We start from the raw sequence: 12,754 nt of genomic DNA, 5'->3' as shown, positions 1-12,754 counted from the left end.
TCCCGTACGCGTCCGCGCTGTTCCCCTACGCGTCCGCGTTCGTGCTTCCGTCCGCGTTCGTGTTTCCGTACGCACTGCTGTCCCCGTGCGCGCCCTCGTGCCCGTTCGTGCTCTCGTTCCCGTCGGCATCCGCATCCCCGTCTGCGCCCTCGTCCCCGTCCGCATCCGCATCCCCGTCGGCATCCTTGTCCCCGTCCGCATCCGCGTCCCCGTCAGCATCCCCGTCCGGTCCTCCTCCGCACCACCCACGACGTGGTCCACGATGCGCGGACGGCCTGTCCGCGGCTGCGTTATGTTCCTGCCATGGCGCATGCGGCAACTCCGAGCACACCGAGGGATCCCGCCGGCCCGGACGTGCTGGCCACCGCCCTCGCGGCGGCTTGGCAGGGCGTCCTGGGCACGCCCGCGGAGGAGGACACGGACTTCTACGAGGCCGGCGGCACGTCCCTGCACGCGGCCCGGATCGCCGCCGAGGCGGCCGAGTGCGCCCCGGACGTGGAGGACCTGGACGTCTGCCTGATGACCGCGCTGCTCGACGAGGCCCGTTTCGGCGACGTACGGCGGCTGGGCCAGGAGCTCATCGACTCGGCGCACGGCGCCGCCTGAGCCGCGGTCAGGTCCGCAGGTCGGCCAGGAGGCCGGCCGCGAACCGCTCGCACCAGTCGGGGCCGAAGCACGTACGGTCGTAGGTGACGACCAGTTCCGGCCGGGTGTCGGACAGGTTCAGCTCCACGTCCAGCTGGGACGGGCGCACCACCGGCGCGGCCGGCTCCGCCGTGCCGTCGTCGTCCTCCAGGTCGAACGGGGTGAAGGTGAGCCCGGCCGCGGAGGTCCGCCAGGAGTCGTCGGTCACGGTGACGCTCAGCGGGGCCAGGTCGTCGCGGGCCACGCCCTTCTCGTCCGTGAGCAGTTCGACGATCTCCTCGAACTCCACCCCCTGGTGCGCCATCCCCTCCCGCATCCCCCGCCTGACCTGGGCCAGGGGCCCTTCCTCGCCGTACGGTGCGCGCGCGCCGACGCGGACGAGGACGGCCTGGGCGAGCGGGCCGACGGCGTCGGAGTTCATGCGGTTGGCGGACATGGTGCCGAGGACGAGGTCGTCGGCACCGGAGTGGTCCAGGACCCGGCGGGCGGCCGCGGCGACGACGAGGACGGTGGGGGTGCAGCGGGCCGCCCGGGCACCGGCCCGGAGTACGGCGGGCAGGTCCGCGGGGAGGGGGAGGCCCAGCTCGGCGCCGGCCGGCAGCCAGCCCGGCTCCGGTCGCCGCTCGCCGATCCACGGCGTGGGGAAGCCGGCCAGTGCGCCCCGCCAGAACTCCCAGTCGCGGGACCGGCGGTTCTCCCGGGCGGCCAGGAGGGCGGAGTAGCGGTCGGCGCGGGCGGGCGGCCCGTCGGCGGCGTAGGCATCCTGGAGGTCCGCCACCACCTGGTGCAGGGAGAAGAGGTCCATCACGAGGCGGTGGAAGGTCAGGACGAGGACGGCACAGCCGCCGCGGTCGCCGTCACGGTCGCCGTCGCCATCACCGTGGTCATCACCGATGCCGTCGCCGATGCCGTCGCCGATGCCGTCGCCGAGGATCAGCAGGTCCGCTCGGGCCAGTGCCTCCCCGGTGAGGGGAAAGGGCTCCGTCTGGGCCTCGGTCGCCCACCGGCGGACCTCCGCGAGGTGCCCGGCGTCGGCGGGACGCAGGTCGGGGCGGTACCGGACCCGGGTCTCGTGGGAGGCCACGGGGCCGAGGGTCAGGGTCTCGCCGTCCGCGTGGAATCCGGTGGCGAGCAGTTCATGACGGCCGAAGACGGAGGCCACGGCCCGGGTGAGCCGTTTCTCGTCGAGTTCGCCGTCGAGTCTCAGCGCAATACCCGTATGCAGCAGTGCACTTCCCCGGACCGCGCATTCCACTTGCCACAGCCGCAGCTGGTGCCGGCTCAATTCCGCGGCGTGAAAAACCGTTTCTGTCCCGCTCGCCCGTCGCATGCGCCCCGCTTCCCGAAAGGTGCGGCGAGCGCCACCCGGTGCCCGAGGCCTCCGGGCGGCACCCGCCGAGGGTTCTACTTGGCCGCGGCCTGGCGACGCAGCTGCTCGACATCGATCAGGGCGAGGCTCACCGAGTTGACCTTGACCATTTCGACTCCTATCGTCGCTGTTCCGTCCGCCACCGGACGGTGGCAGGGAAAATGCTTCCAGCCCGGATGATCCGCCGTCAACAAACTCTTTGGAAAAGGGCGTCCGGCTGTCGGAGTCTCCGGGAGAGACAATCGGAGCCCTCGCGGACCGGCAATTCAGACGTCGTTCGACAACCGTCCCACGAAGTCGTGATAATTCTCGGCCACACGTGCGATTCGCCCGGCGTCGTGATATCCCCGCTCGAACCAGAGTTCGCCGATGAGGGCTCCGTCTTTCAGCCGCATGTCGGTGAAGAGGGTGGCGGCGCACGCCAACGCCCGCTCCAGGCCGTTGAAGACGGGCACCGGGTGGTCGGCGGTGATGACCTGCGGGATCACCTCCACCTCCGGCGTCAGCGCCGTCGACCGGTACTGGTCCACCGGCAGCAGGCCCGTCACCCCGGTCAGCCTCAGCTCCAGGTGGGCCAGCGCGCTGCGGCAGTACGCCCCGTCGTCCGACGGACGGTCCAGGATGCGGGAGGCGACGTCCGTGAACGGCAGGTCGGCGGTGTCCGAGGCCCGCCGTACGCCCTCGTGGACGGACCGGACGTACTCGGGCAGCGGCCCGGCCGTCTCCAGGGGCACCGACACGACGTTGCTGAACAGGCCGAGCGTCTCGTGGGCGGCCGGTGAGGTCCGCCCGTGCGTGTACACCGAGCACACCAGCCGGTCCCGGTCGTACTCCGTGGCCACGGCGCGGGCGAGGGCCGCGAGCAGAACCGTGTGCGGGGTGACCCGTTCGGCGCGCGACCTCCGCAGCAGCCGTCGCGTCCGGTCCGCCGTCAGATCGAGGGACACGGACGCGAACCGCGTGTCGGCGACGACCGCGGCGGCGTCGCCGGGCAGCGGCTCCCCGGTGCCGTACGCGTGCAGTTCCGCGGCGAGCGCGGCCGCCCGCTTCCGCACCCGGGACCGCGCCTCGGGTTCCCGCTCGCGCCGGATCAGCTCGGTGTAGCTCTCCGGCTCGGTACGGCGCATGCCGGGCGTGGCGCTCCGGCCGGGCGCGACACGCCGGGTGTAGGCCTCGGCGAGCAGTGCGCGGAAGAGGTGGTGGCAGGAGCCGTCGAAGATCAGGTGGTGCAGTTGCACGACGAGCAGGTGTTCCCGTTCGCCCGCCCGGAGCAGGGTCGCGCGCACCATGCGGTCGGTCAGGTCGAGGGGCCGGCCGAGTATTCGTCTCGTCTCGGCCGTCAGATCCTCCGGCCGCACCCGGACCGTGGTCAGCCGCCCCGGGTCGGGCCGGAGCGTCTGGCCGGGCCACACGGCGGACGGGTCCGGTCCGGGCGGGGCCGTCAGCCGCAGGCGCAGCGCCTCGTGCCGGGTCTCGATCTCGGCGAGCGCCTCCCGCAGCGCGCCCACGTCGAGGGGGCCCCGCAGCAGCAGCGTCTCGGTCGACTCGATCGGCGCCGAGTCGACGGGATAGCTGCGCATCCACTGCCAGCACCAGTCCTGGCGGGAGTACAGGGGCAGCACATCCGCACGCGCGGAGGTGGGCGTCATGGGCGGTCGCTCTCTTCCTGGGTCGCGTCCAGGGTGCGGACGGCCTCTTGCTGCGTCTCGTCCAAGGTGCGGACGGCGTCTTGCTGCGTCTCGTCCAAGGTGCGGACGGCCGTGACGTAGCGCCGGGCGTTGCCCGAGGGGCCGAGGAGTTCCGGCAGGGCCCGCACGGCGGGGATCGGGTGCTTGGCGGTGAAGCGGGTGAGGTTGACGGTGTGCTGCTCCCAGCGGTCCGCGCGTTCGTGGGTGAGGTGGACGCCCGGCGCGGCGGGCGCCAGCCGCATCCGCGCCCCCGACCGCCAGAGCCGGAGCCCGAGTTCGAGGTCCTCGCAGCCCCACGTGGTCCCGAACGCCTCGTCGTACCCGCCGGCCGCCTCCCACACCCCGTACGGCATGGAGGTGTTGGCCCCGACGCACGTCAGCCACGGCGACACGGGCGGCAGCCCGCCGTCGGCCATGCCGAGGACCAGGCGCTCCAGCGCGGTCGACACGGTACGTCCGAAACGGCCGCCGGCCGCCGTCCCGTACGGGTCGTCGAGCGCCTCGTCCGCCGATGCCAGCAGCCGCCGGGCGCCGGGCAGCTCGCGCAGCGGCCCGTGGACGCAGGCGGGGCCGGGGCCGGGGCGGGCGTGCTCGGCGACGTGGGCCGCCAGCGCGGCGGGCGGGAGCAGGATGTCGTCGTCCAGGAAGAGCAGGAGCGTCCCGCGCGCGGCCCGCGCGCCGGCGTTGCGGGCCGCGGCCCGGCCCGCCCCCGGCCCGGGCACGGTCCGCAGCGGCAGCCGGCCCGCGGCGTCCGCCACGACCCGGGGGGTGCCGTCGGTGCACCCGTCGTCGACCACCACGGTCTCGTACGGGCCGGTCCCCGTCTGCCGGGCCAGGCAGGCCAGCACCAGCCGCAGGCTGGCCGCCTTGTCGCGGGTGGGGATCACCACGCTGAGCACCGGGCGGGTCATGCCACGCTCTCCTCACCGAGCAGGGCCGCCCCGCGGGCGGCGAGCAGGGCCGCTCCGGCGAGCGACGCGTGGGCCCCGTGCGCGGCGGGCCGGACCTCCGGCGCCGGACGCCCCGCCCGTACCGTCGCGGCCAGCCGCGGCACCACCCGCTCCGGCAGGGCCGTGAGCGCGGCGCCGAGGCCGCCGCCGATGTGGACGCGGGCCGGCTGCACGAGTTCCGTGAGGACGGCCAGGGCACAGGCGATCAGGTCGGCCGCGTGGTCGAGGGTGTGCTCCGCCCAGTCCTCGGCGTCCGCCACGCCCGCCACCAGTTCCGCGGTCGTGGTGGTCCGGCCGCGCCGCGCGGTGGCGTGGGCGGCCAGGGCGGGGCCCGACACGCCGGCCTGGAGGCAGCCGCGCCGGCCGCACCGGCAGAGCGGACCGGCCGGGTCGACCACCAGGTGGCCGACCTCGCCGGCCGTCCCCCACGCTCCCGTCAGCAGCCGGCCACCGCAGACCAGGCCGCCTCCGACACCTGTGCCGAGGCCCAGGTAGACCAGGTCGCGGCAGCCGGTGGCGTGGGCCTCGGCCAGTGCGGCGAGCGTCGCGTCGTCGCCGAACAGAACCTCGGCACCGGTGCGCGCGAACGGCACGCGCAGGGAACGGCCGGTCCAGCCCGGCCGGTTGGGCCAGCCGACGACACGCCCGTCACCGTCGACGTTCGGCGCCGCCGCCACGCCGATCCGCACCGGAGCGGTCCCGAGCGCCCCGGCCGCCTCGGACACCGACGCCCCGAGCAGGTCCAGATCGGCGTCCGGGTCGGCGTCGTCGCTCCAGGGGAGGGTGCGCTCGTGCACGGTGACGCCGTCGGCCAGGGCACGGACGGCGAGTTTGGTGCCGCCGATGTCCACGGCGAGGACCGCGCCGGTCATGCCGGCTTCCGCGCGATCACGACCGACCAGGCGCCCGTTCCCACGGCCCGGCTGTCCTCCACCCGCAGCCCCACGGACTCCAGTCCCGCCTGGAGCTCCGGCACCGTCCACCAGTGCAGGCGTCCCTCGGCCAGCCATCGGACGGCCGCCGTACGGCCCGCCCCGTCGGGCAGGACCCGCACGTCGGCCACGAAGGCGTCGGCCAGCACCAGCAGGCCCCCCGGCCGCAGCAGCGCCGCGAGGGCACCGAGGCGGGGCACGGGGTCGTGCACCCCACCGACGACGACGCACGCGCCGTAACCGCCGGGCCCGCCGGGTACGGCAGGTACGGCGGTTACGGCGGTTACGGCGGTTACGGCGGGTACGGCGGGTACGGCGGGTCCGCTTGACCCACCGGACCCGCTGGGCCCGCCGGTTCCCCCAGTTACCCCGGGCCTCCTGTACTCCGCACCGGCGGACGGTGGGAGGCCGCCCGCACCCACCTCCAGCAGCGGGCCGTCCACGGCGGCCCGCGCGAGGAAGTCGTCCACTGCGGCACGTGCGGAGGACGCGTCGTCGGGCGCGCTCACCGCAGCGGCCGGTGGCAGGGGGCCGCCGTCCGGCGTGTACGCGGCGCCGTGCCGCACCCGGTCGGCCAGCATCCGCCCGGCCGCCGTCTCCGCAGCCGCCGTCGCTGTCACGGCCGCCGTCACCGCCGCCGTCGCCGTCGCCGTCGTCCCGGTCCGCGGCGGCCGGTCCCAGGTCTCGGCCGGGAGCGCGGTGCCCGGGTCCGTGCCCAGCAGGCCCAGCGCACACGCCGTGTCCAGCAGGGGGATCAGCATCTCCGCGCGCAGCGCGTCCGTCCGGGCCAGGTCCGCGGCCGTGGCGCCCGTCGCCAGTCGCGACGGCAGGCCGAGGTCGGTGAGGGCGGCCGCGAGGACCCGCTCGGCGGTGTCCCCGGCGGGCCGGGCGAGGCGGTACACGGGTGCCGCCTGTGCCTTGCCCACGGCGGAGCGGCGCAGCCGGTACCGCGGCAGGAAGGCGTCCGGGACCTTGTAGGCGGCCAGTTGCGCGCGGGCGTACGCCTGGACGCGCTCCGGCGCGGCGAGGCCGGCGTCGGCGGGCACGTACTCGACGGTGAGGCCCTGGTCGTCGGAGTCGTCCGGACCGGTCGCCGTGACCGAGACGTCGGCGACGCCCGGGGCACCGCGCAGCACCGACTCGACCTCCAGGGTGGAGACCCAGCGCGCGCCCCGGCGGACCACTCCGCGACGGGCCCGGCCCAGGATGCGGTGGACGCCGTGCTCATCGCGCTCGGCGAGGTCGTGCATGCGGTGGGTCGAGCCGTCCTCCAGGACGACCGCCACCTCTCCCTGGGCCGGGCCCGGCAGGGTCTCGCCGTCAGGTCCCAGCAGGTCGACGCGGACCCCGGGCATCGGGTGGCCGACGGCTCCCGAGGGCAGCCCGGGGTCGCCCCACAGCACGGCGCCCGTCTCGCTGGAGCCGAAGTTGCGGGAGACGCCGATGCCGAGGGCGCGGGTCCACAGGGCGTCGAGGCCGGCGTCCACATAGCCGGCGCCCGCCATCACGCGCCGCAGGGCCGGGTAGGGCGCGTCCTCGGCGAGCGCCCGGCGCCGGGCCAGTACGCGGGCCAGGCCGGGCACGGTGACCAGGACGGTCGCCCCCTGCCGCAGCCGGGCGTGCACGGCGCCGAGGGCGCGGGGCGGCACGGGGTCGGCGTGTGCCCCGGCGACCAGCACGCCGGCCAGCCAGCCGAGCGCGTAGGCGTGGCTCAGCGGCAGCGGCAGCAGCACGGAGTCGTCGGGCCGGGCCAGGCCGGCGCGGTGGTAGCGGAGGCCCTCGTCGATCACCGAGACCGGGGTGCGGGCCACCGTCTTCGGGGCACCGGTCGAGCCGGAGGACGCGAGGAGCAGGGTGCCAGGCTCATGACAGACGTCGCCCGCCAAGCCGTCTCCGCCCACCACGCCGTCTCCACCCACCACGCCCTCTTCGTCGACCCGGCCGTCTCCACCCGCCAAGCCCTCTTCGTCGACCGCCAGACCGCCCCCCGCGTCGCCGTCCTCCTCGATCCGTGTCCGTGTCCACCCGTCCGTCAGCAGCCGTCGTGCCGCCCCGACGGCCCGGGACAGCCGTCGTACCTCCGCCGGAGGCGCGTCGGCCGGCAGCAGCAGCGGGCATGCTCCGGCCGCGGTCAGGGCGAGCAGCCCGACGACCCACTCCGGCTGGTTGGGGCCGTGCAGGCCGACCGGCTCGCCCGGGCGCACACCCGCCGCGCGCAGCCGCTCCGCCAGCTCCTCCACCCGGGCGACGGCTTCCCGCCGGGTCAGCTCGCCCAGCGCGGGCGCGTCCGGATCGAGGCCCGGCCGGGAGAACGCCTCCCACAGATCCCGGGGCACGTCCGACAGCCCGCTCCGAGACGGGTCCGGGGACGCCCCGGGGCGGGCCGGCGGCCGGGTCCGCGGTCGTGACCGCTCAGCGCCCATCGCCGCCCGCCCCCGCCAGCCGTCGCAGCAGCGCGTCCGCCGCCAGTTCGTACCCGTGGGTGCCGAAGCCGGCGATGACGCCGACGGCGAGCGGGGAGATGACGGAGTTGTGCCGGAAGGACTCGCGGGCCCAGACGTTGGAGATGTGCACCTCCGCCCAGGGCGCCGGGTAGTCGGCGAGGGCGTCGCGCAGGCTCCAGCCGGCGATCATCAGCGCGCCGGGGTTGACGATCGCGGCGGCGGTGTCGCGGTGCTTGTGCAGGGCGCGGATCACCTCGCCCTCGCCGTCGTGCTGTTCGCTGCGCAGCCCGTACCCGGCCGCGGCCAGCCGGGCGGCGACCGCCTCCTCCACCTCGGCGAGGGTGGTGGTGCCGTAGATCCCGGGTTCGCGGGTGCCCAGGGTGCCCAGGTTGGGTCCGTTGAGCAGCAGGACGTCACGGGAGGTCGGGGCGGTGGTCACGCGGGGGTCCCTTCACGGTGGTGCAGGAGCACGGCGAGTTCGGCGCAGGACGCGGCGACGAGGTCGGGCCGGTGGCCGAGGAGTTCCTCCCGGTCGCCCTGGCCCCACAGGCAGGCGGCGGTGCGGGTGCCGGCGGCGCGGCCGGCCCGCAGGTCGAGGGCGGAGTCGCCGACCATGACGGCGCCCTCGGCGGCGGCGCCGATCTTGTCGAGGGCGAGCAGGACGATGTCCGGGGCGGGCTTGCCGTGGGCGACCTCGTCGCTGCCGCAGACGGCGTCCACCAGGTCGAGCAGTCCGGTCGCGGAGAGCGCCTCGACGGCCCGCCCGTGGGTCTTGCCGGTGGCGACGGCGAGCGCCAGGCCGGCCTCGCGCAGGCCGGTGAGCAGTTCGGCGGCGCCGGGGCAGGGTTCGATCTCGTGCACGAGCTTGTGGCTCTCGATGACGAACGGCTCGTACATCGCGACGGGCAGGCCCATGATCCGGAGCGTGTCGGGCATGTGCCGGCCCAGGTGGGCCAGGTACTCCTCGAAGGGCGCCTCGCCGGCGCCGACGGTGAGGGCGTACGCGCGCTGGAAGGCCCTGCGCATCACGTGGATGCTGTCGATGAGGACGCCGTCGAGGTCCAGGACGACGGCCCGCAGCGGCGGTTCGCCCACCGGTCGCCGCGACGACAGGCAACCTACCGGTCCCTGCGACGGCAGGCCGCCCCCCGGCCGCTCCACCGGACCGCCCCTCACCCCCCGCTCCACCGGCCGCTCCACCGGAACACCCCCCACCCCCCGCTCCACCGGAACGTCACTCACCGGTCGCTCCGCCGGCGGCGGCCGCCCGCAGGCTGCTCACCAGGTGGGCGACGTCGTCGTCGGTCATGGTCGCGCCGAGCCCGACGGTGACCGACCGGCCGAGGATCGCCTCGCTGGCGCGCAGCCGGCCGGGGGCCTCCCAGGCGGTGCCCCAGGCGGTGCGGCCGGCCCGGACGGCGGGGTTCTGGTGGACCAGGCGTCCCTGGTAGAGGGTGCCGGCGGGGATGCCCGCCGCGGTGAGCGCGGTGACGAAGCGGCGGGCGGCCATACGGTTCTCCAGCAGCAGGGTGAGGTCGCCGCCGCTGCCCTCCTCGTCCGGCAGCCGCCGCCATGCGAGGTCCAGGTCGGCGAGTTCGGCGCGGACGGTGCGGGCGGTGTCGCGCAGCCGCCGCAGCATCGGGGTGAGCCGCTCCAGCTGGACGGAGAGGACGGCGCCCGCGATCTCGGTCATCCGCAGGTTGGCGCCGAGGAAGGCCTCGCCCGCCGTGCCACCGCGGTCCCCGCCGCGGGAGGTGGTGAACTGCCCGCCCTGGTCCTGGTAGCGCACGACGCGGTCGTGGACGTCCGCGTCGCGGGTGACGACGGCGCCGCCCTCGCCCGCGGTGATGTTCTTCTCCAGTTGGAAGCTGAACGCCCCCGCGTCCCCGATCGCCCCGACGGGCCGCCCCCGGTAGCCGACTCCGCAGGCCTGGGCGGCGTCCTCCAGCACCCGCAGGCCGTGCCGCGCGGCGACGGCGAGGATCGGGTCCAGATCGGCGGCGGCGTTGTTGAGGTGGACCGGCATGACGGCGAAGGTCCGTTCGGTGACGAGTTCCTCCCAGGCCGTCGGGTCCAGGGTGAGCGACTCGTCGATGTCGGCGAAGACCGGGACGCCGCGCGCGGCGACGACGGCGTTGACACAGCCGATGAAGGTGGCGGACGGCACGATCACCTCGCCGCCCTCGGGGATGCCCATGCCGATGAGGGCGCAGGTCAGGGCGGCGGTTCCGGAGGAGACGCCCACCGCGTGGGGCGCCTGGTGGAGGGCGGCGAAACGTTCCTCGAAGGTCTCGACGCGACGCTGGAGGGCGGGCCCGTAGTAGCGGAAGAGGGAGCGGCTCTCCAGCACCTCCAGCGCGGCCGCCTTCTCCTCCTCGCCCCACAGGGCCAGTCCGCGCAGCGGTTCGTAGCGCAGGGCGGTGGGCTCGGACAGGGATGTGGTCATGGCATTCGTCTCCGGTGCTGTCTAGAGGGCAGCCGTGGCGCGGTAGCAGGTGTCGACGACGGCCAGGGCGTCGCGGGCCTCCCGCAGGGCGCGCTCCGTGGCGTCGGCGCGCGCCGCCTCGTCCCGCAGCGCGTCCAGGTGCAGGTCGTACTCGTCCCCGACGCCGGCCGGGGGCAGCGGTACGCGCCGCTCGCCGTCCTTGTCCCGCAGGGTCAGGGCCGGTGCGGTCACCCGGCGGGTGCTGAAGCCGAAGGTGGTGGTCAGTTCGGCGGTGCCCTCGGTGCCGTGCAGCACCAGCCGGGTGACGTCGACGGTCTCGTACGACGCCCAGGCGCACCTGAGGTGCAGGCCGTACCGTTCGGTGGCCACCAGGGCGGTCAGCTGGTCCTCGACGTCGGCCGCCGGGCGGGCGGCCGCGCCGGCGTGCCACTCGGCGCCCCAGCCCTCGCGGGTGAGGAAGTCGCTGGAGGCGAGGGCGGTGGCGCCGCGCACGGCCGAGGCGCCCCACAGGTGGTGCAGGACGTCGACGAGGTGCCAGCCCAGGTCGACCAGGACGCCGCCGCCGGCGCTCTCCCGGCGGGCGAACCAGTCGCTGCCGGGGATGCCCCGGGAGCGCACCCAGCTCAGTTCGGCGAGCCGGGGCGTGCCGAGCGCCCCGGCGGCGACGATCCGGGCCAGTTCCCCCACGTCGGCGCGGTGGCGGGCGGCGGTGGACAGCAGCAGCCGGCCGCCGCCCTCGCGGGCCGCCTGCTCCAGCAGCCGCAGATGGTCCGGTGTGGTGCCGGTGGGCTTCTCCAGGAACACGTCGAGGCCCCGGCGCAGGAAGCCGCTCGCGAGGGCGCCGTGGGTGTGGTTGGGGGTGAGGACGAAGACCAGGTCGGCGTCGTCCCGCCCGATCTCGCCGGGGCCGCCGCACAGCCGGGCCCCGGCGATCAGCTCCCCGGCCCGCTCGACGGCCTCGGGCCGCGGCTCCACTGCGGCGACGACCTCGAACGCGGGATGCTTCACCAGCCGGGGCAGCCACACCTCGCGGGCCACCCAGCCCAGTCCCACGACGGCGACCCTCAGCAAGCGGGACGCTTCTTCCCCGCCGGCGCGGACAGCACCTTGGCCAGTGCCTCGGCGACGTCGGCGCAGTCGGCGTCGGTGCCCAGCAGCACCCGGTGGTGCAGCCAGAACCCCCGGGCGCCGAGGTGCTCGCTGACCGGGTTGCGCTCGGCGAGCTCCGCGACGCCGGGCAGGCCGTTGCCGATCAGGGCGGCGTGCGCCTCGGTGCGGTACACGGGCGGGTAGTTGACGAAGGCGGGGATGCCCTCGGCGACCAGGGCCCGCACCAGGTGGTCGCGGTCGACGTCGGCGTGGACCTCGGGGTCGAGGGCGGCCATGGCCATGTAGTGCGGGTTGAGGTCGCAGTGCGGGTCGCGGCCCTGCGGGAGCACGCCGGGTATCTCGCGCAGCGCGGCCGACAGGGTCTTCCAGCGGCTCTCCCGGCGCTCGCTCTGCTCCGCGAGCCGGCCGAGCTGGACGCGCAGCACCGCGCCGGCGAACTCGGTGATGCGGTAGTTGGAGGACGGGCTGCGGTGCTCGTAGCGGGTGTCGCCGATCGGCCGGCCGCAGCTGTGCCGGGCGAACGCCTCGTCGAACCGGTCCGCCGACGGCAGCAGCAGCGCCCCGCCCTCGCCCGCCGTCATCAGCTTGCCGTTCTGGAAGCTGAACGCGGCGAGCGTGCCGAAGTCGCCGACGCGCCGCCCGGAGCGGACGGCGCCGTGGGCGTGCGCCGCGTCCTGGAAGACGACGACGCCGTGCCGGTCCGCCCAGGCGCCGATGGCGTCCATGTCGGCGGTGTGCCCGGCCATGTGCACGGGGATGACCACCCGGGTCCGCTCGGTGCGCGCGGCCTCCAGCGCGGCCGGGTCGAGGCAGTACGTGTCGGGGTCGACGTCCACCGGGACCGGGACGCCGCCGGCGCGCTGCACGGCGATGGAGGTGGAGATGAAGGTGAACGCGGGGACGATCACCTCGTCGCCCGGCTCCAGGCCCAGCAGTTCCAGGCCGAGCTCCAGGGCGTGCGTGCCGTTGGTGACGGCGAGCGCGGTGCCGCCGTGGTACGCGCCGAACTCCGCCTCGAACGAGGTGACCTCGCTGCCGCCGACCCGCCACCACTGCCCCTGGTCGACGGCGCGGACGAGCGCCTCGCGTTCGGCGTCGTCGTGGTGGGGCCAGGCCGGGAAGTCGTGGCGGCGGACCGGAGTCCCGCCGTCGAGTGCCAGAACCACTGTG

Annotated in this window: 11 protein-coding genes; 1 reads left to right on the top strand and 10 read right to left on the bottom strand. The window is 75.6% G+C overall.

The features are described 5' to 3' along the window. Positions 1–303: 303 nt before the first annotated feature. Positions 304–606, top strand: coding sequence for a phosphopantetheine-binding protein (locus ACZ3KJ_RS01650; protein WP_467523771.1), 303 nt, complete (start codon positions 304–306; stop codon positions 604–606). A 7-nt stretch (positions 607–613) separates the two neighbouring features. On the opposite strand, the gene ACZ3KJ_RS01645 is transcribed toward ACZ3KJ_RS01650, so the two are convergent. The 10 genes from ACZ3KJ_RS01645 to ACZ3KJ_RS01600 form a co-directional block, all read right to left on the bottom strand. Next, positions 614–1,930: a condensation domain-containing protein gene (locus ACZ3KJ_RS01645; protein ID WP_467523769.1), complete on the bottom strand. Its 1,317-nt coding sequence runs from the start codon at positions 1,928–1,930 to the stop codon at positions 614–616. A gap of 350 nt (positions 1,931–2,280) precedes the next feature. Beyond that, positions 2,281–3,663 (bottom strand): condensation domain-containing protein, encoded by a 1,383-nt coding sequence (locus ACZ3KJ_RS01640; RefSeq protein ID WP_467523767.1) that lies wholly within the window; start codon positions 3,661–3,663, stop codon positions 2,281–2,283. Then, positions 3,660–4,613, bottom strand: a complete 954-nt coding sequence (locus ACZ3KJ_RS01635) for a glycosyltransferase family 2 protein (RefSeq protein ID WP_467523765.1) — start codon at positions 4,611–4,613, stop codon at positions 3,660–3,662. Before ACZ3KJ_RS01635 ends, ACZ3KJ_RS01640 begins: the two co-directional genes overlap by 4 nt. Beyond that, entirely contained in the window at positions 4,610–5,524 is a 915-nt protein-coding gene (locus ACZ3KJ_RS01630; protein WP_467523764.1) for an ROK family protein, read from the bottom strand. Before ACZ3KJ_RS01630 ends, ACZ3KJ_RS01635 begins: the two co-directional genes overlap by 4 nt. Continuing rightward, positions 5,521–7,920 (bottom strand): AMP-binding protein, encoded by a 2,400-nt coding sequence (locus ACZ3KJ_RS01625; protein WP_467523763.1) that lies wholly within the window; start codon positions 7,918–7,920, stop codon positions 5,521–5,523. The genes ACZ3KJ_RS01630 and ACZ3KJ_RS01625 overlap by 4 nt, the downstream gene beginning before the upstream one ends. A 76-nt stretch (positions 7,921–7,996) precedes the next feature. Beyond that, positions 7,997–8,467 carry a type II 3-dehydroquinate dehydratase gene (locus ACZ3KJ_RS01620; RefSeq protein WP_467523761.1) on the bottom strand — a complete coding sequence of 157 codons (471 nt, stop codon included), beginning with the start codon at positions 8,465–8,467 and terminating at the stop codon, positions 7,997–7,999. Continuing rightward, the gene (locus tag ACZ3KJ_RS01615; protein ID WP_467523760.1) at positions 8,464–9,123 is read right to left on the bottom strand and encodes an HAD-IA family hydrolase; all 660 of its coding nucleotides are present in this window, start codon (positions 9,121–9,123) and stop codon (positions 8,464–8,466) included. Before ACZ3KJ_RS01615 ends, ACZ3KJ_RS01620 begins: the two co-directional genes overlap by 4 nt. 139 nt (positions 9,124–9,262) lie before the next feature. Then, positions 9,263–10,474, bottom strand: coding sequence for a DegT/DnrJ/EryC1/StrS family aminotransferase (locus tag ACZ3KJ_RS01610; RefSeq protein WP_467523758.1), 1,212 nt, complete (start codon positions 10,472–10,474; stop codon positions 9,263–9,265). 21 nt (positions 10,475–10,495) lie between these two features. Then, entirely contained in the window at positions 10,496–11,545 is a 1,050-nt protein-coding gene (locus tag ACZ3KJ_RS01605) for a Gfo/Idh/MocA family protein (protein WP_467523756.1), read from the bottom strand. Then, positions 11,539–12,750 (bottom strand): DegT/DnrJ/EryC1/StrS family aminotransferase, encoded by a 1,212-nt coding sequence (locus ACZ3KJ_RS01600; protein WP_467523755.1) that lies wholly within the window; start codon positions 12,748–12,750, stop codon positions 11,539–11,541. Before ACZ3KJ_RS01600 ends, ACZ3KJ_RS01605 begins: the two co-directional genes overlap by 7 nt. Between the last annotated feature and the right edge of the window lie 4 nt (positions 12,751–12,754).

Source organism: Streptomyces sp. NPDC003248 (assembly GCF_055563235.1).
Note: the sequence above shows the minus strand (reverse complement) of the source record. Positions and strands in the feature narration are given on the sequence as shown.

What these genes read in the sequence shown, in the direction of transcription:
- ACZ3KJ_RS01650 (WP_467523771.1), top strand. Translation starts at nt 304, where the DNA reads ATGGCGCATGCGGCAACTCCGAGCACACCGAGGGATCCCGCCGGCCCG.
- ACZ3KJ_RS01640 (WP_467523767.1), bottom strand. Translation starts at nt 3,663, where the DNA reads ATGACGCCCACCTCCGCGCGTGCGGATGTGCTGCCCCTGTACTCCCGC.
- ACZ3KJ_RS01635 (WP_467523765.1), bottom strand. Translation starts at nt 4,613, where the DNA reads ATGACCCGCCCGGTGCTCAGCGTGGTGATCCCCACCCGCGACAAGGCG.
- ACZ3KJ_RS01630 (WP_467523764.1), bottom strand. Translation starts at nt 5,524, where the DNA reads ATGACCGGCGCGGTCCTCGCCGTGGACATCGGCGGCACCAAACTCGCC.
- ACZ3KJ_RS01610 (WP_467523758.1), bottom strand. Translation starts at nt 10,474, where the DNA reads ATGACCACATCCCTGTCCGAGCCCACCGCCCTGCGCTACGAACCGCTG.